The organism is Paraburkholderia sp. RL17-383-BIF-A (assembly GCF_046028015.1).
In the GTDB taxonomy this organism is placed as follows: Bacteria; Pseudomonadota; Gammaproteobacteria; order Burkholderiales; family Burkholderiaceae; genus Paraburkholderia.
In genome coordinates this window covers 176,291-197,720 of record NZ_JARESR010000006.1, presented here as the reverse complement: position 1 = coordinate 197,720, position 21,430 = coordinate 176,291, and the positions used below count along the sequence as shown (strand labels likewise).

17 protein-coding genes are annotated in these 21,430 nt (G+C 64.2%); 11 read left to right on the top strand and 6 right to left on the bottom strand.

The window, feature by feature from the left end; genetic code table 11:
- Positions 1-9: 9 nt before the first annotated feature.
- The 4 genes from P0D71_RS09785 (at position 10) to P0D71_RS09770 (ending at position 4,849) form a co-directional block, all read left to right on the top strand.
- The gene (locus P0D71_RS09785) at positions 10-1,020 is read left to right on the top strand and encodes an ABC transporter permease (protein ID WP_408296140.1); all 1,011 of its coding nucleotides are present in this window, start codon (positions 10-12) and stop codon (positions 1,018-1,020) included.
- Positions 1,017-1,931: an ABC transporter permease gene (locus P0D71_RS09780; protein ID WP_408479827.1), complete on the top strand. Its 915-nt coding sequence runs from the start codon at positions 1,017-1,019 to the stop codon at positions 1,929-1,931. Before P0D71_RS09785 ends, P0D71_RS09780 begins: the two co-directional genes overlap by 4 nt.
- Positions 1,928-4,108, top strand: a complete 2,181-nt coding sequence (locus P0D71_RS09775) for an ABC transporter ATP-binding protein (protein ID WP_408479826.1) — start codon at positions 1,928-1,930, stop codon at positions 4,106-4,108. The genes P0D71_RS09780 and P0D71_RS09775 overlap by 4 nt, the downstream gene beginning before the upstream one ends.
- A 219-nt stretch (positions 4,109-4,327) precedes the next feature.
- Positions 4,328-4,849 carry a hypothetical protein gene (locus P0D71_RS09770; RefSeq protein ID WP_408479825.1) on the top strand — a complete coding sequence of 174 codons (522 nt, stop codon included), beginning with the start codon at positions 4,328-4,330 and terminating at the stop codon, positions 4,847-4,849.
- Positions 4,850-4,937: 88 nt separating this feature from the next.
- Here P0D71_RS09770 and P0D71_RS09765 read toward each other — a convergent pair whose 3' ends face one another.
- A complete protein-coding gene (locus P0D71_RS09765) occupies positions 4,938-5,783 on the bottom strand; it encodes an aldo/keto reductase (protein ID WP_408479824.1) in 846 nt (281 codons plus the stop codon).
- Positions 5,784-5,973: 190 nt separating this feature from the next.
- On the opposite strand from P0D71_RS09765, the gene P0D71_RS09760 reads away from it, so the two are divergent.
- Positions 5,974-6,720, top strand: a complete 747-nt coding sequence (locus tag P0D71_RS09760) for a GntR family transcriptional regulator (RefSeq protein ID WP_091799633.1) — start codon at positions 5,974-5,976, stop codon at positions 6,718-6,720.
- A gap of 98 nt (positions 6,721-6,818) precedes the next feature.
- Here P0D71_RS09760 and P0D71_RS09755 read toward each other — a convergent pair whose 3' ends face one another.
- On the bottom strand, positions 6,819-8,210 hold the full coding sequence (locus tag P0D71_RS09755; protein WP_408479823.1) for a CoA transferase: 1,392 nt from the start codon (positions 8,208-8,210) through the stop codon (positions 6,819-6,821).
- Between the two features lie 116 nt (positions 8,211-8,326).
- Here P0D71_RS09755 and P0D71_RS09750 point away from each other — a divergent pair, with 116 nt between their 5' ends.
- A complete protein-coding gene (locus P0D71_RS09750; RefSeq protein WP_408479822.1) occupies positions 8,327-9,568 on the top strand; it encodes a citrate/2-methylcitrate synthase in 1,242 nt (413 codons plus the stop codon).
- Between the two features lie 36 nt (positions 9,569-9,604).
- On the opposite strand, the gene P0D71_RS09745 is transcribed toward P0D71_RS09750, so the two are convergent.
- On the bottom strand, positions 9,605-9,910 hold the full coding sequence (locus tag P0D71_RS09745) for a DUF2917 domain-containing protein (RefSeq protein ID WP_408296119.1): 306 nt from the start codon (positions 9,908-9,910) through the stop codon (positions 9,605-9,607).
- A gap of 196 nt (positions 9,911-10,106) precedes the next feature.
- On the opposite strand from P0D71_RS09745, the gene P0D71_RS09740 reads away from it, so the two are divergent.
- From P0D71_RS09740 to P0D71_RS09730, 3 genes are all read left to right on the top strand, one after another.
- Positions 10,107-11,525 carry an aminotransferase-like domain-containing protein gene (locus tag P0D71_RS09740; protein WP_408479821.1) on the top strand — a complete coding sequence of 473 codons (1,419 nt, stop codon included), beginning with the start codon at positions 10,107-10,109 and terminating at the stop codon, positions 11,523-11,525.
- Positions 11,526-11,697: 172 nt separating this feature from the next.
- Positions 11,698-13,155 carry a multidrug transporter subunit MdtD gene (gene mdtD / locus P0D71_RS09735; RefSeq protein WP_408479820.1) on the top strand — a complete coding sequence of 486 codons (1,458 nt, stop codon included), beginning with the start codon at positions 11,698-11,700 and terminating at the stop codon, positions 13,153-13,155.
- 251 nt (positions 13,156-13,406) lie between these two features.
- On the top strand, positions 13,407-14,681 hold the full coding sequence (locus P0D71_RS09730) for an EAL domain-containing protein (protein ID WP_091801047.1): 1,275 nt from the start codon (positions 13,407-13,409) through the stop codon (positions 14,679-14,681).
- Here the strand turns inward: P0D71_RS09730 and P0D71_RS09725 are convergent.
- A complete protein-coding gene (locus P0D71_RS09725; protein ID WP_408479819.1) occupies positions 14,637-15,611 on the bottom strand; it encodes a sigma-70 family RNA polymerase sigma factor in 975 nt (324 codons plus the stop codon). The two genes, P0D71_RS09730 and P0D71_RS09725, sit on opposite strands and share 45 nt — an antisense overlap.
- Positions 15,612-15,859: 248 nt before the next feature.
- On the opposite strand from P0D71_RS09725, the gene clpP reads away from it, so the two are divergent.
- Both clpP and P0D71_RS09715 read left to right on the top strand, forming a co-directional pair.
- On the top strand, positions 15,860-16,507 hold the full coding sequence (clpP, locus tag P0D71_RS09720; protein WP_408479818.1) for an ATP-dependent Clp endopeptidase proteolytic subunit ClpP: 648 nt from the start codon (positions 15,860-15,862) through the stop codon (positions 16,505-16,507).
- Between the two features lie 256 nt (positions 16,508-16,763).
- Complete coding sequence (locus tag P0D71_RS09715) at positions 16,764-18,200, top strand: NYN domain-containing protein (protein ID WP_408296107.1); 1,437 nt, start codon at positions 16,764-16,766, stop codon at positions 18,198-18,200.
- A 349-nt stretch (positions 18,201-18,549) separates the two neighbouring features.
- On the opposite strand, the gene P0D71_RS09710 is transcribed toward P0D71_RS09715, so the two are convergent.
- Both P0D71_RS09710 and P0D71_RS09705 read right to left on the bottom strand, forming a co-directional pair.
- Complete coding sequence (locus tag P0D71_RS09710; RefSeq protein ID WP_408479817.1) at positions 18,550-20,388, bottom strand: PQQ-binding-like beta-propeller repeat protein; 1,839 nt, start codon at positions 20,386-20,388, stop codon at positions 18,550-18,552.
- A 260-nt stretch (positions 20,389-20,648) separates the two neighbouring features.
- Positions 20,649-21,206, bottom strand: coding sequence for a glycine zipper family protein (locus P0D71_RS09705; protein ID WP_091799601.1), 558 nt, complete (start codon positions 21,204-21,206; stop codon positions 20,649-20,651).
- Positions 21,207-21,430: the final 224 nt, after the last annotated feature.

Here is a 21,430-nt window from a genome sequence, read left to right as displayed (position 1 = left end):
GAGAGCACGATGTCGACCACGGTGACCCCTTCCGCACCGCCTGCGTCGAGCGGCAACGCGGGCCGTGTCGTGCGGTTTCTGGCGACGCGTGTCGGCTTGTCGTTGATCACGCTATGGCTGCTGTCGGTGATCGTCTTCGCGGGTGGACAACTGCTGCCCGGCGACATCGGCCGCGCGGTGCTCGGCCCGCTCGCCGATGCGCGCGCGGTCGCCGCGCTCAATCATCAACTCGGCGCGGACCGTCCGCTAATGACGCAATACGTCGAGTGGATTTCGCATTTCGTGCGTGGCGATATGGGCCTCTCGTATGCGTATCGCGAGCCGGTCGGACCGTTTATCGCCGACGCGCTCGCGCATTCCGCCAAGCTCGGTTTGCTCGCGTTCATCGTGGTCGTGCCGCTCGGCATCGCGGGCGGCGTGTGGTCGGCTATGCACGCGGGACGCTGGCTCGATCGCACGATCAGCATCGCGGGACTGTCGGCGACGGTGGTGCCGGAATTCGTGTCGTCGATCGTGTTGATCCTGGTGTTCGGCGTGTGGCTGCGCTGGCTGCCGATCGAAGCGTCGTATCCGCCCGAAGCGAGCGCACTCGAACAGTTGCGTCATCTGGTACTGCCGGTGTTGCCGCTCGTACTCGTGTTCTTCGGCTACATAGCGAGAATGGCGCGCGCCGGCACCGTCGAGGCACTCGATGCCGACTACACACGCACCGCGATTCTCAAAGGCCTGCCGCGTCATATCGTGATCTGGCGGCATGTGTTGCGCAACGCGTTGCTGCCCACCATCACGGTCGCCGCCACGCAACTCGGTTATATGATCGGCGGCCTCGTGGTGGTCGAGACGCTGTTCCACTATCAGGGCATCGGCTCGCTGATCTACAACGCCGCCAAGGCCAAGGACTTTCCGATGCTCGAAGCAGGCGTACTGACAATCGGCGTGGTCTATACCGCTGCCAATCTCGTCGCGGATGCGCTGCATGTCCTGCTCAATCCGCGGCTGCGGGTGAGGAGCGCCGAATGAGCGCCATCGTTCCGCCGGCCGCGCCGCCGACTCCGGGCCCGAGTCCAGGCCCGAGTCCAAGCCCAACTCCAGGCCCGGCTGCCGAGCCGCGCTTCGACCAGTTGCGTGTGCTGCTGCGCTCGCCCACGTTCGTGGTGGGCGTGGTCATCGTCGCTTGGTGGATCGTTTGCGCCATCGCCGGGCAATGGATCGTGCGCATCGACCCTTACGCGTCCGACCCGCTCAATTCGCTGACGCCGCCTGACAGCACGCACTGGTTCGGCACCGATCAACTCGGCCGCGACGTGTTCTCGCGCGTGATCGTGGGTGCGCGCGACATCCTCACCATTGCGCCGCTCGCCACGCTGCTCGGCACGGTGGCGGGCACGGCGCTGGGATTGATCGTCGGCTACTTTGAAGGCTGGGTCGACAACGTGGTCGGACGCGCGATCGACGCCGTGCTCGCGCTGCCGCTCGTGATCGTCGCGCTGCTCGCGCTGGCCGCGGTCGGCGCGTCGAACTTCACGGTCATCCTCGTGATCGGCATCACCTTCACGCCGATCACCGCGCGCACCGTGCGCGCCGCCGTGTTCGCCGAACGGCATCTCGACTACGTCGCGGCGGCGCAACTGCGCGGCGAGCGCGCCCCCTACATCATGTTCGCCGAGATTCTGCCGAACGTGCTGCCGCCCATCATCGTCGAAGCGACGGTGCGCCTCGGTTACGCGATCTTCGCGGTCGCCACGCTGTCGTTTCTCGGCTTCGGCATTCAGCCGCCGTCGGCCGACTGGGGTCTCGCGCTGTCCGAGTCGTACACGCTAATGGCGGGCGGCGCGTGGTGGACCGTGGTGTTCGCGGCCGGCGCGATTGCGAGCCTGGTGGTCGGCGTGAATCTGATCGCCGACAGCGTGCAAGGCGTGCTCGACCAATGAACGGCCCGCCGCCCTCCTCGTTCCCCGCCTTCGACGTTTCGAAGAGCGATCGCACGGATGCGCTGACCGTCATCGGACTGACGGTCACGTACCGCATGCGCGGACGCGATCGCGAGGTGCTGCAGGACATTTCGTTTCGCGTGCGGCGCGGCGAAGCGTATGGTCTCGTCGGCGAGTCGGGTTGCGGCAAGTCGACCGTCGCGATGGCGACGCTGCGCTATCTGCCGCGCAACGGCAAAGTGAAGGCCGGCAAGATCATCATTGCCGGCGAGGACGTGCAGAAGCTCGACGCCGACGCGCTACGCAACATGCGGGCCAAAGCGATTTCGATGGTCTATCAGGACCCGGGGCGCGCGCTGAATCCGTCGCTGACGGTCGCGCGGCAAGTCTCCGAGGCGTTCGAAGCCGCCGGCGTCGCGCGCGACGAAGCGTTGCGGCGCACGCTTGACATGCTGCGACGGGTGCGCATCGCCGCGCCCGAGCGCGTGATGGACAGCTATCCTCATCAATTGTCGGGGGGCATGCAACAGCGTGTGGTGATCGCCATGGCGCTCGCCTCGAACCCCGCGCTGCTGATTCTCGATGAACCGACTACCGGGCTCGACGCTACTGTCGAAGCCGAAGTGCTCGACCTCGTTGCGCAGTTGCGCGCGGAACTCGGCACGGCCGTGCTCTTCATCAGCCACAACCTCGCGGTGATCGGGCGCATGTGCGAACGCGTCGGCGTGCTTTACGCGGGCAAGCTGGTCGAAGAAGGCGCGACGCAAGATGTCTTCACGCGGCCGCGCCATCCCTATACGGTCGGACTGTTGCGTTGTCTGCCCACGGCCGGACGCAGCAAAGATAGCGAGCGGCTCGACACGATTGCCGGCAGCCTGCCGTTGCCGGGTTCGGTAACGCAGGGCTGCATTTACGCGGACCGCTGCCGCCTTGCCGACGACCGCTGCCGCCGCGAGGCGCCGCCGCCGCATCGCGTTGGCGCCGCGCACGGCGATCAGATGTCGCGCTGCCATTACCACGAACGCGCGATCGAATTGCCGCGTGCGAGCGCGCAAACGCTGCCCGAGCACGACGGCGCGCCGTTCGACGGCAAGCGTCCGGCTATCGTGCTGCGCGCGCAAAACCTCTCGAAGACGTTCCATGTGTCCGGCACTCCGCTGCGCGCCGTCGACAATGTTTCGATCGATCTCGCCAGCGGCGAAACGCTCGGCCTCGTCGGCGAATCGGGTAGCGGCAAGACGACGCTTGCCAAGCTGATGCTCGGCCTGCTCACCCCGGATCCGGGCAGCGTGCTCGAACTCGACGGTGCGCCGCTCGCCGCGCGCGTGACACGGCGCAACGACGCTCAGGTCAAGTCGCTGCAGATCGTATTCCAGAATCCGGACTCGGCGCTCAATCGCGCGCATTCGGTGAAACGGCTGATTGGCCGCGCGCTGTCGCGCCTCACTACGCTGCGCGGGCCGGCAATCGATGAACGGCTCGCCTCGCTGGCGGCGGCCGTGCGATTGCCGCAGCGCTATCTCGGCTCGCGCACGCGGCAACTGTCCGGCGGACTCAAGCAGCGCGTGGCGATAGCTCGCGCGTTTGCAGGCGAGCCGCGCGTGGTGGTTTGCGACGAACCGACTTCCGCACTCGACGTCTCCGTGCAGGCCGCGATTCTGAACCTGCTCGCCGATCTGCAACGCGAACGCGGCGTGAGTTACGTTTTCATCTCGCACGATCTGCATGTGGTGCGCTATCTGTCGGATCGCATCGCCGTGCTGTATCTGGGCAGGCTGCTGGAAATCGGACCGGCTGCGGAGGTGTTTGGCGGACCGCATCATCCTTATACCGAAGCGTTGCTGTCTTCGGTACCGACGCTCGATGGCCACGGCGGCACAACCCGCATCCGGCTCTTTGGCGAGCTGCCGAGCGCGGCATCGCCGCCGTCGGGTTGCGTGTTCCACACACGCTGCCCGCGTAAGCTAGGCGCGATCTGCGAACAGCAGGATCCGTCTTTCCTCGACGCCGCTGTGGGCAACACCACAGGGCCGTCCGCGCATCGAATCCGCTGCCACATTCCTGTCGATGAATTGCGTGCGCTGCAAGCCGTTTCTCGCGATGAGGCGGACCTCGCCAGGAAGATCCCGGGCAACGGCTCGGAAAACGCGCCCGAGAATGCCGGGCGCAACGAATAGCGCCACATGATGCGGCCTCGCGGCCGCATATTTCATCGCCGAAACGTTTTCGCCTGTTTTTCGCTCGTGCGCATCGCACCCATCCAGTACCTGCTCAACGAGCGCGCCCGTGGCGCGGCCATTACTTGAACAATCGGGCGCGCAAACGCACGAGACCGGAACCAAACCGGGGCGATCGCCTCATATCAGATTCAACGTTCGATATGAGGGCACCACAACATGCAACGAAATACCCTACCCTGCGCGGCACACGCGGCCTCCGGCCTGTTGATGGCCGCCGCGCTCGGCCTCGCATCGCTCGCTCATGCGCAAACGCCGGCGCAAAAAACTCCCGCGCAGACGGCACAGACGGCACAAACAGCGCAAGGGGCACAAGCCGCACAGCCACTGTCGCCGACGCTGTCACAAGCCGCACCACCAGTCGATCCCACTTTCTCCGCCTATTCGCTCGCGCAGACCTGCAAGCAGAAAAACGACAACGTCGCGCAAGGCCAATGCGTCGGCGCAATTCGCGGCATCATCCACGGCTATCAGTACGGCGTGCTGTTCCTCGGTCAGCGCGCCGCCCTGCCGGCCAATGAAACGCAGCGCGTCTCGCTGTGTCTGCGCAATACGCAGGTGTCGTCGATCGTCGACGAATTCGTCGCGGACGCCGCCCAGGTCAACGAAGATTCACTCAAGCACACCCCCGCCGAAGTCGCGGTGCTGGGTTCCGTGCACATGCACCACAGCTGCAATTGATCGCTCGCGCGCAGCGGGGCCGTTGCATGTCAATCCGAATCGATGACACGCCTGCAGCGGCCTTTTCCGCACCAGACGATCGCCGCGCCTACAGCATTTCTAACGGACGCTTGCCGCGTGGTGGCTTGAAGTAAGCGTCAATAGCAGCAAGTTCGTCGGCGCCGAGTTGCAGTTGTGACGCGCGGTGGTTGTCGCGCACATGCTCGACTCGTCCCGACTTCGGAATCGCGAACACGCCGGGCTTGAGCAACACCCATGCGAGTGCCACCTGGAACACGGAGACGCCGCGCGCGTCGGCAATATCGTCAAGCGGTGAGCGTTTCGGCAAGCGGGCGTGATCGATCGGGCTGTACGCCATGGCCGGCATCTTGCGCGCGGCGAGCCACGGCAGCAGATCGAATTCCGGCCCGCGCCGCGCCACGTTGTAGAGAATCTGATTGGTCGCGCAAGCATCGCCGCCCGGCGTGTCGGCGAGTTCTTCCATGTCCTCGGTGTCGAAGTTGCTGACGCCCCAATGGCGAATCTTGCCCGCCCGCCGCAACGCCTCGAATCCCTCGACCGTTTCCGCGAGCGGCACCGAGCCGCGCCAGTGCAGCAGATACAGATCGAGCTGCTCCGTCTTCAAACGCTTGAGGCTCTGCTCGCAGGCCGCGATCACGCCGCGCCGGCTGGCGTTATGCGGATACACCTTGCTGACCAGAAACACCTTGTCGCGCAACCCGTTCAGCGCGGCGCCCAGCAGCGATTCGGTCGCGCCATCGCCGTACATTTCCGCCGTGTCGATCAACGTCATGCCGAGTTCGACGCCGCAACGCAGCGCGTCGATTTCAGCGGCCCGCCGCGCCGGTATTTCCCCCATCTCCCAGGTGCCCTGCCCCAGTTTCGGAATGCGTTCGCCGTCGGGCAGGCTCACGCTTGCGATATCGCTCGTCATGCTGACTCCTCGAAGTGGCTCAATGGTCGGCAATGCCGCGGCGCAGGTGAATGCGCGGCGCATGCCACGAACAACATAGCGACGAGTTTAGCGGTTCGATGGGCATTGGATCGGGCACCAGGCAAAAGCCCGCTATAACGCAGCGCGCCGATGTCATAGAATTGCCCCTTGCCCTTCTTGCGTGAGCTCCATGACCTCTGCCTCGGAAGACCGCTGGCGCGACCTGCGCCCGGACCCGGAAAACGACACGCCGCTATACCTGCAACTTGCTCGCAAGCTCGGCGCCGCCATCCACGAGAACCGCTGGAACGCCGGCGAGGCGCTGCCCTCGGAACGCGTGCTCTCGGAGGCGCTGGGCGTATCGCGGATCACTTCACGCAAGGCCATTGCCTTGCTGGTCGAGCAGGGTCTGATTCGGCGCACGCAGGGCGCAGGCAGTTTCATCACGCCGCGCTATGAAGATCCGCTGTCGCGTCTGTCGAGCTTCAGCGAAATGCTGCGGCGGCGGGGTTTTACACCGAGTTCGAAGTGGCTGTCGCGCGAAATCCTGCCGGCGAACCGCGACGAGGTGATTCAGCTCGGCTTGTCGCCGGCCGCGGCGGTCACGCGCCTGCGGCGCTTGCGACTGGCCGACGGCATCGTGATGGCGGTGGAAAATTCCACGTTCCCCGCCGCGGTGATCCCCGATCCTCAAGCAATCGGCGATTCGCTTTACACGTACCTCGAGAATCGCGGTCTGTCGATTGTCCGCGCGCTCCAGCATTTTCGCGCGGTGAACGCGAGCGAGGAAATCGCGCAGCAGATGAGCATCGCCCCGAACGAGGCGCTGCTGCTGATCACGCGCGTGGGCTACACCGCCGACCAACGGGCTATCGAGTTGACCGACACTTACTGCCGCAACGATTACTACGACTTCGTGGCGGAATTAAGGAAGTAGGTTTTCGAGTCTTTGTGCCGTGGGCGGGTTGTTTGCCGGGCAGTTCCCGCACAGTTTCCGCGCAGTTTCCGTTCACGCCCTCGCAAGCACTTTAGCTCTCACACCCACGCTGCCTCATGTGCGCCCACTCGGGTCGGCGGCAGCGCAAAATACGCAGGCGTCTCATCCAGCACTTCGGCCGGCTGCACGCCCAGCACACTTCCAAACTCCGACTCCACGGTTGCGAGACAATCGCGCACATCTTCGAGCGCGACGTCGGGCGCTTTCCAACCCTCGGGCATCTGCCCGAACGACTGCAACCACCGGCCTGTTTGTGCGAGCGAGACGCGCACATGCCAGCTTCCCCCTTCAGTAGCCCGCCGCGCCAACGCGGCCTTCGCACCGAAGGCAGCCAGATACCCGGTCGCATGATCCAGCGCCTGACACGGCAGATGCTTAGGCTCGTTCCACCCTGCCGCCTGCCGCTCGGTAAAGGCAATTCCGCTCGCCGACTGGACCAGACTGTCGAACCCGCGCCGCTGTGCCCAAGGCCCCTCGTGACCGTAGGCCGACACCGAAACGTAGACGATCCCTGGCCGCACACGCGCCATCTCCTCGGCACCGAAACCGCGCGCGGCCAGCGCCCCCGGGCGATATGCCTGGAGAAATACATCGGCGTCGCCGGCGAGAGCCCGCAACGCCTCGCGCCCCGCCGGCTCGCGCAGATCGACGAGCGCCGAACGCTTGCCGCGTCCGTTGTCGATCACCAGCGGCGCGATATTCGGCAGATGCGGCCCGTTGATCATCAACACGTCCGCGCCATGCTGCGCGAGCGCGCGGCCGGCGACAGGCCCAGCAATGATGCGCGACAGATCCAGCACGCGCACGCCCGCCAGCGGCCGGTCCGCGCCGCGCTGACGCGGCGGCTCGACCGGCGCGTCGCCGATGCGCTCGATCTCGAAAAGCGGCAAGCTCGCAATCGCTTTCGCCTGATCGAGCGCGGCCCACTCTTGCGGCGTGCGAATCAATGCGGCGCATAGGCCCGCGTCGGCGAGCGTCTGGTCGAGCGTCGCGCCGTCCCAACCGCGAATCGCCGAGGCCACCGCATCCCGATCGTTCGCGCAGCCGAGCACCGTCAATACACCCTGCAAGTGATGCGGGAAGTTCGTATGCAGCTGAATCCAGCGGCCGTCGCGTGTCTCGTAGAAACCCATGACCGGATCGCGCAGGGCAGGCGGCGGCCCGTCGTTGATTCGCAAATAACGTTCGCTGCGAAACGATGCCAACGCACGTCGCATCTCCACCGTCACGTGTTGCCGCCGGCCCGTGCGCAGACGGTGATATTCCGCGGCCGCCAGTCCGGTCGCGGCGATGCTCGCCGAGGCCAGGCTGCCGACCCGGTAGACCGATGGCAAACCAGGATCGGCGCCGGTCAGCGTGACCGACCTCAGCGCAGTCGGGTCGCATCCGGCAAGCGTCCAGATATGTTTGAGAGCAAGTTCGGGCGTCATGGCGTTTCATCACGGAGCGGGAGGAAGTGAGCCGAGTCTAGAAGTCCGCGACGTTGCAATCAATCTTGATTATGATAATCAATATATATTGATTTCTTCGGTTTCCGTCGTTTCCCATGCCGACCTCGAATTCCCTCACCGCCGCTGAAGCCGCCGCCGCGCTCGGCATCAGCTTGCCGACGCTCTACGCCTATGTGAGCCGGGGCATGCTGAATTCGTCGCCGGATGCGCAAGGCAAGCATCGTCTCTACGACGCCGGCGAAGTGCGCCGCCTCGCGCGTCGCAAGGAAGACGGCAAGCGCGCGGGCAAGGTCGCGCAGAAGGTGCTGGATTGGGGCGTGCCGGTGCTCGAATCGTCGATCACGCTGGTCGCCGAGGGCCGTCTGCTATATCGCGGGCACGACGCCATGGAACTGGCGCGAAGCGCGTCGCTGGAGGACGTCGCCGCGCTGCTGTGGGAATGCAGCGTGAAGCGGATCGCCGATGCGCCGGCCGTGCCGTTCGCGACCGCGCAGTGGGCCGCGTGGCTCAAGCTGTGGAGCGACAGCACGCCGCTCGATCGCGCGCTCGTGCTGTTGCCGGCCGCGGCGGCGCAAATGCCGCGGGTGTGGGCGCTCGGGCGTGACGCGCAACTCGATACGGCTTGCGCCGTCACGCGTCTGCTGGCTGCCGCGATGATCTCGGCGACGCCGTCGAACGAGCCGCTGCACCGGCAACTGGCTTCAACGTGGCAGGTGCGTAACCGCCAGCAGGCCAACCTGCTGCGCGCGGCGCTGGTAGCGTGCGCGGATCACGAGTTGAATGCGTCGACTTTCACGGTGCGCTGTATCACGTCGACAGGAGCGCATCTGTTCGGCGCGGTGGCGGGCGGCCTCGCCGCTTTGTCGGGTCCGCGTCATGGTGGCGAAACGGTGCGCATCGCCGCGTTACTCGAAGAGGCGTCGCGCGCGCCCGATCTCGACCGTTATCTGGCGAACCGGCTCGCGCGTCATGAAAACGGCGTGCATGGGCCAATCCTGTCGGGCTTTGGTCATCCGCTTTATCCGGAGGGCGACCCTCGTGCGCGGCTGCTGCTCGGCATGCTCGCCGACTGCGCGCCGGCTCGTTCGCCGTTAGCGGATGTGCTCGGATTGGCTCGCGCGGTGCGCGACACGACCGGCGCGGAGCCGACTCTGGACTTCGCGCTCGCCGCCATCGAGCGGGTGCTGGCGTTGCCGGCCGGCAGCGCCTTCACGCTGTTCGCGGTAGGCCGGACCGTCGGCTGGATTGCCCACGCCATGGAACAGGCGCGCGACGGCCGGTTGATCCGGCCGCGGGCGCGCTACATCGGGGAATACGAGGCTGCTGGGCCGAATTGAGGCGCAGCGCCCCCGGTGCTGATACTCGACGAATCGTCAGGCCGTGCCCAGCCAGCGCGGCAGCCAGCTCAGCACCGGAAACCCCGAAGCCGGCCTGTTGGCGGGACGCTCGGAACCGCTTGCCAGCGCAAAGCGCGCGCCGGTCTGCCCCGCGCTGATCCACGCCACCACCCGGCGCGGCAACTCGATCGACTCGCCGGCGGCAAGCCAGTGATCCTCGCTGTCACCCTCGACGGTCAGCCAGATCTCGCCCGAGATCACCTTGAAGATCGACGGACGCGCGACACGCCAGGCCGACGCGGGCTCGCCATGTTCCAATTCGAAAATCCGGACTTCACGCATCGCTTTTCTCCTTCAAAGAGCTTTTCTGTTGTACCGATTATTGACGTGCGATGATCGAATACCCATGCACAGTTCCGAACACTTTGGTCGGAACTGTTCAGTCAAAAAACCGGACAGTTGGCGTGAACCGCGTGTCGTTCGCGAGTGGAAAGCCCGTGCGCACCCGCCCCGCTGTCCGGCGAAGGAAGAGATCCGCATGAAACTCGAAATCCAGCTTGATCGGGACAACGGCGTGCCGCTGACCGAGCAGATCGTCGCGGGCGTCACGGCGTGGATCCGCTCGCGTACCGCCCACCCAGGTTCGAAGCTGCCGTCGATTCGCCAGTTCGCCACCGACTACGGCGTGAGCCGCTTTCCGGTGATCGAGGCTTACGACCGGCTGGTGTCGCTCGGCTATATCGACTCGCGCCACGGCTCGGGCTTTTACGTCTCCGACCGTCAGCCGGCGAGCACGCATTGCCAGGGCACGACGGATCCGCGCCGCGCCGAAGACGAATCGGATCATCTCCTGCAGCAGTTCAACCACCCCGGCGAAACGCTCAAGCTGGGTAGCGGCTTCATCCCCGAGGCGTGGCGCGACATGGATGGGATCGCGCAGGCGATCCGCCACGTCTCGCGCACCGACCCGGCGAGCATGGTCGATTACGCCACCCCGCTCGGCAACCTGACTTTGCGCGAGCACCTGCAAAGCCGCATCGGCCAGTTGGGGATTCAGGCGGACGCGTCGCAGATCCTGATCACCAACGGCGCAAGCCAGGCATTCGATCTGCTGATGCGCTACATGCTCAAGCCAGGCGACACGATCTTTGTCGAAGACCCCGGCTACTACAACCTCTACGGACTGCTGAAGCTGCATGGCGTGAAGCTGATCGGAATTCCACGCACGCGTAACGGTCCCGACCTGGACGTGATGCAGGAGCAATTGAAGTCGCACCGGCCGAAGCTGCTGTTCATCAACACCGTGTTCCACAATCCGACCGGCACGACGGTCGCGCCGCAGGTGGCTTTCCGGCTATTGCAGCTCGCGCGCGAGCACAGGTTCTCGATTATCGAAGACGATATTTACGCCGATTTTCAGACCGACCTCACCGACCGCCTGGCCACGCTCGATCAGCTCGAACACGTGATCTATCTGGGCGGCCTGTCGAAGACGCTGTCGTCGTCGCTGAGGATCGGTTGTGTGGTGGCGAGCCACGCGATCATCAAGGATCTGGTCGATATCAAGATGCTGACGAGCATCGGCGGCTCGCGTTTTGCCGAAGCGGTCGCCGTGTCGATGCTGGAACGCGGCGCCTATCGCAAGTATCTGGAACGCCTGCGACGGCGCATGCGCGACGCGCTCGGCTCGACGATTCAGACGCTCGAAGACGTCGGCTGGGACATTTTCGACAAACCTGTGGGCGGCAAATTCGTGTGGGCTCGCGTGCCGCACGTGGCCAATGCGGAAAGGTTGGTGGAGTGCGGTGCGCCGCTGGGCGTGACCGTGGTGCCGGGCAACTACTTCCGGCCGAATATGGAGGTCAGTCCGTGGACCAGGATTCATATCGCGTTTGGTAACGACCCACGTGCGCAAGCGTTCTTTCGTGCTGCGGTGGCGTTGCCGGCTTCGGGGTGAGGTTTTGGGGTGAAGCCGCACAGTGAGGGCTCGGAGTGAGACGCTGAACCGAGGCGCCAGGGTGACCAATCGCCGCGTTTCCGACTCGCTGCGACTTCCCCGCCCTGCGCCGCGCGGCGCTTTTCCCTAGAATAGCGAGTCCCAGCCCGTCCTGCGCGCCCAGCCGCCCTCCATGTCCACGCCGACTCCGCCCGCCCTCGCGCCCACTACGCCCAGCGCGCCTTCGCCCCGCTCGCTCACCGTGATGCTGTGGGTCGTCGCCACCGGCTTCTTCATGCAGACGCTCGACTCGACCATCGTCAACACCGCGCTCCCGGCGATGGCGACGAGCCTCGGCGAGTTGCCGCTGCGCATGCAATCGGTGGTGATCGCCTATTCGCTGACCATGGCCGTGATGATCCCGGTATCCGGCTGGCTCGCCGACAAATTCGGCACGCGCCGCGTGTTTTTCAGCGCGATCCTCGTGTTCGCGATCGCTTCGTTGTTGTGCGCGAACGCGCACACGCTGAATCAACTCGTGGCCTTCCGCATCATGCAAGGGGTGGGCGGTGCGATGCTATTGCCGGTCGGTCGCCTCGCGGTGTTGCGCACCTTTCCGGCTGAGCGCTATTTGCCGGCGCTTTCATTCGTGGCGATTCCGGGCCTCATCGGACCGCTAATCGGCCCCACGCTCGGCGGCTGGCTCGTGAAGATCGCATCCTGGCACTGGATCTTTCTGATCAACGTGCCGGTGGGCATCGTCGGTTGCATCGCTACGTTCATCTTCATGCCGGACAGCCGCAACGAGCATGTCGGCAAGTTCGACATGAAAGGCTACTTGTTGCTGATCGTGGCCATGGTGGCGATTTCGTTCGCACTCGACGGCCGTACCGAATTCGGCATTCAGCACGCCACGGTGCTGGTGCTGCTGATCCTGAGCCTCGCCTGCTTTGTCGCCTACGGCTTGCATGCGGTGCGCGAGCCTTCGCCGATTTTCTCGCTCGACCTCTTCAAGATCCACACGTTCAGCGTCGGCCTGCTCGGCAATCTGTTCGCGCGAATCGGCAGCGGCGCGATGCCCTATCTGATTCCTCTGCTATTGCAGGTGAGTCTCGGCTATAGCGCCTTCGAAGCCGGCATGATGATGCTGCCGGTGGCGGCCGCGGGCATGGCATCCAAACGTCTCGTGACCACGTTGATCATCAAGTACAGCTACCGGCGCGTGCTGATTATCAACACAGTTCTAGTCGGCTTGACGATGGCAAGCTTCGCGCTCACCTCCGCGAACCAGCCGCTGTGGCTGCGGCTCGTGCAACTGGCATTCTTCGGCGGCGTCAACTCGATCCAGTTCACCGCAATGAACACGTTGACGCTCAAGGACCTGGGCACCGGCGGCGCGAGCAGCGGCAACAGCCTCTTTTCACTGGTCCAGATGCTGTCGATGAGTCTGGGCGTGACCGTGGCCGGCGCCCTGCTCGCCACGTTTACGGGCCTGTTGCCGCGTGTGACGGCAGCCAATTCGCTGCCCGCGTTTCACGCGACGTTCCTGTGTGTCGGCATCATCACGGCAGGCTCGTCGTGGATCTTTGCGCAACTGTCGCCGGACATCCGCACGCCCGCGAAAAAGACCGATCCTTCCGAACGAACCTGATGCGTATCGACTCGGCCGCGCGCTCCGCCGCCGACCCGCAACGGGGCGCGGGCCGCACCAGCGAAGTGCGAATCGTCGCGTTCGCGCCCGCGCTGGCGCACAATCGTCTTATCTGAGTGTGACAGTCGGGCATGCGTGCTGTGTTTCCGGACGCGCATAGTTCTTGCTCGCCTATCCTGTAAACTGACGCTTTGCGCGTGCGGACTCATGTCGAGCATGCAGGCGCGCCGCCACCCCACACGACTGACATGATGAGCATGATCGAACTCGATCCTCCCGGTTTCCAGCCGCCGCGCCCAATGGCCGGCGATGAGGGTTCCCGGCGCACCGTTCTGTACGGCGGCTACACTGTTTTCAGCGTGTTCCAGCCGGTTTTCTCCGTGTCGCACCGGCGCGCGATCGGTTATCACGCGTCGCTGCGCGCCCGGGACGAACACGGGTTGCAAGTGCCGTCGCACGAGGTGTTCACACAGGCCGCGCGGCGCGGCGATCTGCTCGAACTCGGGCGGCTCGCTGAATCCCTGCATCTGGGCAACTTCAACGCGTTCGACAGCCACGACGAATGGCTCTTTCTGAGTCTTCACCCGGCCGCGCTGATGGACACCAGTTACGGCGACGCGCTGCTTGCCGGCCTCAAGGCGCTCGGCCTGCCGCCGCAGCGCGTGGTGCTGGAAGTTTCAGAACAAGCGGGCGGCGAAACCACGCGCTTTGCCGAAATCATCGACGCACTGCGTAAATCCGGCTTTCTGATCGCGCTCGACGGTTTTGGCGCGAAGCATTCGAACATTGACCGCGTGTGGAATCTGCGGCCGGACATCGTTACGCTCGACCGCTGCATTCTCGCGCAAGCCAGCGAACACTCGCACATTGAGCGCGTGCTGCCGGGCCTCGTCTCGCTGCTGCACGAATCCGGCCAACTGGTGCTGATGGGCGGCCTGAGCACCGAACGCGACGCGCTTATTGCGCTCGAATGCAACGTGGACTTCGTGCAAGGCGCATTCTTCGCTGGTCCGAGCGTCGAGCCGGTCAAACCGCAAGCGGCGGCCGGCTTGATGGACTCGCTCTCCGCAGCGCTACGTGAACGGGTCGGCGCACGTGAGCGCGCACAATCCGCGCGGCTCGCACCGTACGTTACCGCGCTCGAAACGGCAGCCGCGCAACTGGTGGCCGGCGAGTCTGTTGCGCAAGCCACCGCCTCACTCCTCACGCTCGGCGAGACGGCACGCTGCTTCGTGCTGGACGGATCGGGTCGGCAGATCGGCGACAACGTGCTGCCGCCAGGGCGCGCCTCGCAACGCGCCAAGCGCTTCCGCCCGCTGCTGCATTCGGAAGGCGCGAGTTGGGAGCGCCGGCCGTACTTTATCCAGGCGATGCGCATGCCCGGTCAGGTGCATCTCACCCCGCCCTACCTGTCGATCAACGAAGCTCACCTGTGCGTGACTGCCTCGATCGCCGCACACACGCCGACTGGTACACAGGTGCTATGCGTGGACATCAACTGGGAAGTCGCGGCCCACCGAAATTGAGGTCACAGCGGTCTGCTGGATCCGCGCAAGCAGTTGCCTGACCGCTGCGCGGCCTAGCATGCGGTTAATGGCACGCAAGCGCGACGCGCTAGTCACCACGCGCATGGCGATGATTCTTGTGGAGCCGTCCGCAAGGCTATTCGTGGACACGTCGAGGACCCCCACGACCTCGCCCTCGAAGAACAAAGCGACACACAATGTTCCCGCGACCGACACCGTCTCGGCGCTGCTCGCACGCTCGACGAGCGACGTTACCGTGCCCATCCACCCTGCCACTGCCGGTTCCGAGGTGCCGACCGGCGCGTCGCTGAAGACCTCCGGCGCGTCACCAAAGAGCCGCAACAGGCCGGCTCGATCCTGCGCCTCCAGCGCCGCGCGCAAGCGCTCCACGATCTGTGCATGCGCGGCCGGATCAGGCCGCTCAACCGGGGCACCCGCCCGTTGCAAACGCGCCTTGGCCCGATGGACGATCTGCCGGCAGGCGGCCGGCGTGCGCTCGAGAATGGCCGCGATCTCCGCATAGTCGCAGTCGAAGGCTTCGTGCAGCACGAACGCCGCTCGTTCGTCAGGCTTGAGCCGCTCGAGGAGCAGCATCACGCCATACGACATCTCCGCTGCACGCAAAGCCAATTCCTCTGCCGAGGGCGCGACCTCGTCGAGCCACGGTTCCGGCAACCAGCCCGCGGTTTGCGACGCGCGTTCGCGCTGCACGTGCCGCAGCCGGTCGATCGCCGCGCGCGTGGTGATCGTGGTGAGCCAGGCAACAGGTGTCTGCACGTCTTGCGTGTCCGCGAGGTGCCATTTCAATCCCACGTCTTGCACCACGTCTTCTGCTTCGGCGCGGCTGCCGAGCATTCGGTAGGCCAGCGCAAACAGGCGGGCACGCGCGGCCTCGAAACTGGATGCCTTCTCGATTGCTTGTTCCGTCATATATAGACCTCCAGTTCGTGCGTGGTGTAAAGCGCGCGGCGCGCTGCCTGCGAACTTGTCCGGGCGCGCGCCAACAACGTCATTCTTTTCATCTTGACGGCTGGGCATCGAACGATGTGACAGCTTCGCGTAAAAAAATTTCTGTCACGTCGCCCATTGCCGCGCCGTCATAGGGACAACAACCCGCGCAATGAATGCGCTGGCGTTCCTACACCCGCCGTCACCCACGCGGCATAAACGAGGTCGACATGCATTCCAGCTATCCAGCCATCACCGGCCTTGGCCTCGTGCCAACCGTGATCGAACAATCCGGCCGCGGCGAGCGCGCTTATGACATTTATTCGCGTCTGCTGCGCGAGCGCATCGTGTTTCTGGTCGGGCCCGTGAACGAGCAGTCGGCCAGCGTAATCGTCGCGCAACTGCTGTTTCTGGAATCCGAGAATCCCGACAAGGATATTTCTTTTTACATCAATTCGCCGGGCGGTTCCGTGTACGACGGCCTCGCGATCTACGACACCATGCAGTTCATCAAACCGGAGGTATCCACTTTATGCACGGGCTTCGCCGCGAGCATGGGAACCTTCCTTCTCACCGCCGGCCAGCGTGGGAAGCGGTATGCGTTGCCGAACGCACGCATCATGATTCACCAGCCGTCAGGCGGAAGCCAAGGCACGGCCGCAGACGTCGAAATTCAGGCGAAGGAGGTGCTTTATTTGCGAGAGCGCCTGAATACCATGATGGCTGAGCGCACCGGGCGCAGCATCGAGGAAATCGCGCGCGACACCGACCGCGACAACTTTATGTCGGCACATGCGGCCCGGACTTATGGTCTCGTCGACGAGGTGCTGGAAACGCGCGCGGCGCTCTCTACTACGTCGCTTTTACACGAACGCTAGTGCGGTGGTCCCGTGGTCCGGTGGTCGAGCCATCGCGCCGTGTCGGGCCGCTGCACCGAACCGTTTCGGCACTGCGCGTGCCGCAGCGTAAACCGCGCTGAAAAACCCTTGGAAAACGTCGCAAGGAGCGTGGGCCGGTGCGGGTTCGCACCGCCTGCATCGGTGCGAGTGGAACACAAAAGCTGATCACCTCCGCTGGAATCGCTATCATGGTCGCGATTCGTCGAATTTGACGATCGCTTCAATGGAGATATACATGGCGTCATCCAACGAAACCGTCAGCATGGCGCTATTCTGCGACTTCGAAAACGTCGCGCTTGGCGTGCGCGATGCGAAATACGACAAGTTCGATATCAAGCTGGTGCTCGAACGGCTGCTGCTCAAGGGCAGCATCGTCGTGAAGAAGGCGTACTGCGACTGGGACCGCTACAAAAGTTTTAAAGGCGCGATGCACGAGGCCAATTTCGAATTGATCGAAATTCCGCACGTGCGCCAATCGGGCAAGAATTCCGCTGACATCCGGCTCGTCGTGGACGCGCTCGACCTTTGCTACACAAAGTCTCACGTCAACACGTTCGTCATCATCAGCGGCGACTCCGACTTCTCGCCGCTGGTGTCGAAGCTGCGTGAAAACGCCAAGCAGGTGATCGGCGTCGGTGTGCAGCAATCCACGTCGGATCTGCTGGTTGCGAACTGCGACGAGTTCTTTTTTTACGATGACCTTGTGCGAGAGAGTCAGCGTACGGTCGCCAAACGCGAGTCGTCGCGTCCGCCACACGCCGCCCAGCCGGCGGCCAAACGCGCGCCCGACGAAGAAAAGACTCGCAACAAGGAAGACCTAGAAAAACGCCGTACCAAGGCGGTCGAAATTGCTGTGCAAACGTTCGACGCGCTTGCGTCGGAGCGCGGAGACAGCGGCAAGATCTGGGCGTCGGTGCTGAAGAACGCGATCAAACGCCGCAAGCCGGATTTCAACGAAACGTACTACGGTTTTCGCGCCTTCGGCAATCTGCTGGAAGAAGCGCATGCTCGCGGGCTGCTCGAATTCGGCCGCGACGAGAAATCGGGCGCGTATGTGTATCGCAGTACGGCCGCGACCGTCGCGGGCGAAAACGCGAGCGAAACCACCGAAGCTTCCGAGTCGGCGGAACAGTTGTATGAAGCGCAGGTAGCCGAAGTCGTGAGCGCCGAGTCGGGCGGCAAACACGAGTCGCGCCGTCGTGGGCGAGGCAATCGCAAAGCGGGCCGCGGCCAGCAGGAAGCCGTCCATGAAGAGCGTAGTGCTGTCGAACACCTCGCCGGCGCACAGGCTCAAACGGAAGACCTGCCCACGCAAACGCCGAAGAACAGCGAGTTCATTTTTGAACTACCGGAAGCGCCGATAGCGTCGGCGGAAACTTCGACGGCTGAAGAGACAGGCGGCGTTGACAGCGGAGCCAACGAGCCGCATGCAGGCGACAAGCAACCCGCGCGTCGTAAAGAGCGCGCCCCCCGCAAGACGGCCGCGAAAAAAGCAAAGAAGGCTGCGCCGAGAAGCATCGAAGATATTCCGGAGATTGCAACCCCCGCCGAAACGGTGGCCCCTGCCGCCACAGCGGAAGAAGCGTCAGCGCCAGCAAAAAAGACCGCGCGCAAAACCGCGGCACGTAGTCGTCGTCCGCGCAAGTCTGCTGCGACGAGCGACACGCAATGAGCGTTGCAAACCGGCGCGCTGCGCGCCGGTTTGAAGTGGGTTCAACGGGAAAATGAAGGACTTCGCCCTGAACGGGCGGGACGTACCCCGCACACGGCGTGATGCGTCGCAACGTGAGTGAACCCCGCATCAAGCAGTAGGCCGTGTTTGAACTGCATCACTAATCGTTGGGTAGGAGTTCAACTTTTGGGGTGCAGTTCAGTTTGCCGAAACCGAACAGGGCTCTTTCTCACGCGCCCCGAACCGTCACAAACGGCTAACCGCCGACGCTACGTCTCGCCGCCCATGCGAGCAAGCTCGACCGCAACCGCAACCACGCCGCGCCGCCCCATGTAAGCCCCTCTTCCGCTCACAGCAACCCGAACACCGCCACGCCATTGGTCGCGCCCACGTACACCTTGCCGCGCGCGATCATCGGCGTGATGAATTTGTTGCCCGCGCCCCATTGGTCGCGCGTGCCGGCCTGATTGCTGTTGTACAACTCGACGGCAAGATTACCCGCGTTGTAAGCGTGTAAAGCGCCCGTCGTGCCGTTTTCCGCCGCCCAGACGATGCCGTTGCTCGCACCGTTCGCCGACACGGCGGGCGTCGCACCTGGATAAGCAAAGGTAGTCGGACTCTTTGAGGCGGCGGTCGTCGCGAGGAACGCCCCCGCGACCGGCAACGCCTTCAGGTTGTCGTTCAGACCGCCGTAATAGACCACACCGTTGTAGTAAGCCGGCGATCCCCAGATGCCGCCCGCCAGAGTGCCGATCAACTCCTGCCAGATGTTGTTGGCGCTCGGGCTGAATTTGCCCATCGAATCACGATCGACGACGTAAATGTGGTTGTCCTTGCCGGCCGCCACCGCGAGATGTTTGACCACCCCGCCCGCTGTCGTCTGGTCCGGCAACACCATCGCGCCGCCCGAGCCGAAATCGTTGTCCGTGCCCGCTTCCTCGACCACGTTGGACATCGCGAAGTAATCGGTCACCTGCAGGTTGCCCAAGGAGAGTTTCATCATCGAGTTGCCGAGGTCGCCATCGACAGGAAAGCCCTGTGCATTGAGCGAAGTGCCGAACGTACCGTTGCCGTCCACGACGTAGAGCGACGTGCCGTCCGACGCCATGCCGGAGCCGGCCATCCAGATCGAGCCCTGACTGCCGTTCGGCGTGATGTTGAGCGCACTGGTCTGTTTCAGCGTGTCGGCGCTATACGCCATCAGCCAGCCGGTGTATGCGCCCGACATGCAGTGCGCGGTCCAGCCCATGTAGATGTTGCCGCCAACCAGCGTGAGCGCCGCGCGTTCCGTGTGCAACGAAGGGTTGAAGGTAATCACGCCGTTAATGCTGCCCGCGCCGTTACCCGGGTAAGTTGCCGAAATCTCCGTCGGGCCGCCCAGCACTTCAGCGCCGGTCGTCAGATCGAGCGCGTGCAGCCGGTGATGGATGCCCCCGCCACTGTCTTTCGTCATGGCCACGGCATACAGCACGCCATTCGCGCCGCGACTGCGGTCGATAACCGGCGTCGACGTAATGCCAATCTCCGGGGTGATGTCCTGGCAACCGCGGTCGTCGCTGGACGTTTCGCCGCTGCCGGTCAACGAGACCTTCCACAGTTGCACGAACGATGTGGCGTCATAGGCGTAGACGCTGTTGTGTTCGGTGACCACGTACACCACGTCGCGCGATGCACCGCCGATCGGCAGGTTCGTGACGAAAAGCGGCTGACCGTCGACCTTGCCGTCTGCTGCAAGAAACGCGACTTTGCCGAAGTTTGTCGAATTGACGTTCGCCGGCGTGAGCGTAGTCTCGGCGAGCATCTGACCGGTACGGCCGAGATCGTTGTGATGCATGAGGACGTCGGTGGCGTAGGCCGTCGCTGCCGCCGCAGTAGCGCCCGTACTGCTCGTTCCAGTGCCTGTGCCCGTTCCGGCGCTGGTGGTCGAGCCAGTGCCGGTGCTACTCATTCCCGCGCCGGTGCCGCTGGTGCCGGTGCCACTGGTGCCCGTACTGCCCGAACCCGAGCCGCTCGTCGATCCGCTACCACTTCCCCCCGCCGCCCCAGACGCCGTAGCGGGCGCGCCGCCGCCGCCACCGCCACCGCACGACACGAAACAGGTGGCAACGGCGATCAGAGCCGCCACTGTCCCTCGGCGGGACCATACGCCCAGCACGGACGTCTCAACGCCAGCTTGCGAGATTCGCATATTCGCCTCGTCTCCTGAACGATGCGACGGTCAGCTCCGCACAACGAACGGTGTGCGTGGAGAAACACGTCGCGTGCCGTAAGAGAGGAGTTCGCCACGTGCGTCTTCCGATCGTTGAATGCGTTGGTTGCCCTTACGGTGGAATAACCGTACGCTGTTTGCAAAGGTGTTTGACGCCATCGTTTCGCCTCTCACCGCCATACATGGCAATACCTGAGGGGAACGCGGCCTGGCTGCAACAGGCGCTGGGCGGAACTCGATCAGTAGTACGGATAAGGCGCATACATTACCGGCGGCGGCCCGTAGTAACGGGGCGGCGGAGCAACATATACCGGCTGAGGCGCATAGACCGGCATCTGCGGCTGCGCGATCGTGTTGCCCTTCGATGTCATGCACTGCGCGTACGCTGCGTCGTACCGCGCCTGCATGCTGTTGGCCGAATACTGTGCGCCGTTTGCGCCGGCCGCGCCGCCGAGCAGCAAGCCGCTGCCTGCGCCAATGGCTGCGCCCGCGCCAGCATTGCCCGCCGCCGCGCCGATGAGCGCGCCGACGGCGGCACCGCCCAGCGTGCCCACCGCAGCGCTATTGACGCTGTTCGTGGTCGAACTCTGCGCCGCGCCGGCCGCGTCAGACGAATGGTAGGCGTAGTCGCGGCAACTATAGTCGTCCTGCTGGAACTGATTGAGCGGCTCGCCGCTGCGCGGCAGCGCGACAATGGAAGGACCGCTCGGCGGCACTACCGCACAGCCGCCAAGGAGCGCCAGAGCAACCGCGCCCGCAGGCAGCGCGACGCGTATCGATTTAAGACTTGAGATCATGGGGGCGCACGTTTCTTCATGAGAGAAACATACGGTAGGCCAATTTGCGTGCGCCTTGTTTACGAGATAGTTACCGTATTTTTACCGCGTATATCGAGATGCGCCGCCGACAGGCTGAAAACGCTTTGAGCGCCTGATTGCCGTTACCAACTGTGACAAAGATGATCCGGCTCGCCACATGCGTCAAAAGGCCCCGTCAGAAGAACTGAGCTGACGGGGCGATT

Excerpts from the sequence above, each read along its gene's own strand:
- P0D71_RS09750 (WP_408479822.1), top strand. The coding sequence starts at position 8,327 with ATGCCGACCTCGAATTCCCTCACCGCCGCTGAAGCCGCCGCCGCGCTC.
- P0D71_RS09775 (WP_408479826.1), top strand. The coding sequence starts at position 1,928 with ATGAACGGCCCGCCGCCCTCCTCGTTCCCCGCCTTCGACGTTTCGAAG.
- P0D71_RS09740 (WP_408479821.1), top strand. The coding sequence starts at position 10,107 with ATGAAACTCGAAATCCAGCTTGATCGGGACAACGGCGTGCCGCTGACC.
- P0D71_RS09730 (WP_091801047.1), top strand. The coding sequence starts at position 13,407 with ATGAGCATGATCGAACTCGATCCTCCCGGTTTCCAGCCGCCGCGCCCA.
- P0D71_RS09710 (WP_408479817.1), bottom strand. The coding sequence starts at position 20,388 with ATGCGAATCTCGCAAGCTGGCGTTGAGACGTCCGTGCTGGGCGTATGG.
- clpP (WP_408479818.1), top strand. The coding sequence starts at position 15,860 with ATGCATTCCAGCTATCCAGCCATCACCGGCCTTGGCCTCGTGCCAACC.
- mdtD (WP_408479820.1), top strand. The coding sequence starts at position 11,698 with ATGTCCACGCCGACTCCGCCCGCCCTCGCGCCCACTACGCCCAGCGCG.
- P0D71_RS09755 (WP_408479823.1), bottom strand. The coding sequence starts at position 8,210 with ATGACGCCCGAACTTGCTCTCAAACATATCTGGACGCTTGCCGGATGC.
- P0D71_RS09765 (WP_408479824.1), bottom strand. The coding sequence starts at position 5,783 with ATGACGAGCGATATCGCAAGCGTGAGCCTGCCCGACGGCGAACGCATT.
- P0D71_RS09715 (WP_408296107.1), top strand. The coding sequence starts at position 16,764 with ATGGCGTCATCCAACGAAACCGTCAGCATGGCGCTATTCTGCGACTTC.
- P0D71_RS09770 (WP_408479825.1), top strand. The coding sequence starts at position 4,328 with ATGCAACGAAATACCCTACCCTGCGCGGCACACGCGGCCTCCGGCCTG.
- P0D71_RS09785 (WP_408296140.1), top strand. The coding sequence starts at position 10 with ATGTCGACCACGGTGACCCCTTCCGCACCGCCTGCGTCGAGCGGCAAC.
- P0D71_RS09725 (WP_408479819.1), bottom strand. The coding sequence starts at position 15,611 with ATGACGGAACAAGCAATCGAGAAGGCATCCAGTTTCGAGGCCGCGCGT.
- P0D71_RS09705 (WP_091799601.1), bottom strand. The coding sequence starts at position 21,206 with ATGATCTCAAGTCTTAAATCGATACGCGTCGCGCTGCCTGCGGGCGCG.
- P0D71_RS09745 (WP_408296119.1), bottom strand. The coding sequence starts at position 9,910 with ATGCGTGAAGTCCGGATTTTCGAATTGGAACATGGCGAGCCCGCGTCG.
- P0D71_RS09760 (WP_091799633.1), top strand. The coding sequence starts at position 5,974 with ATGACCTCTGCCTCGGAAGACCGCTGGCGCGACCTGCGCCCGGACCCG.
- P0D71_RS09780 (WP_408479827.1), top strand. The coding sequence starts at position 1,017 with ATGAGCGCCATCGTTCCGCCGGCCGCGCCGCCGACTCCGGGCCCGAGT.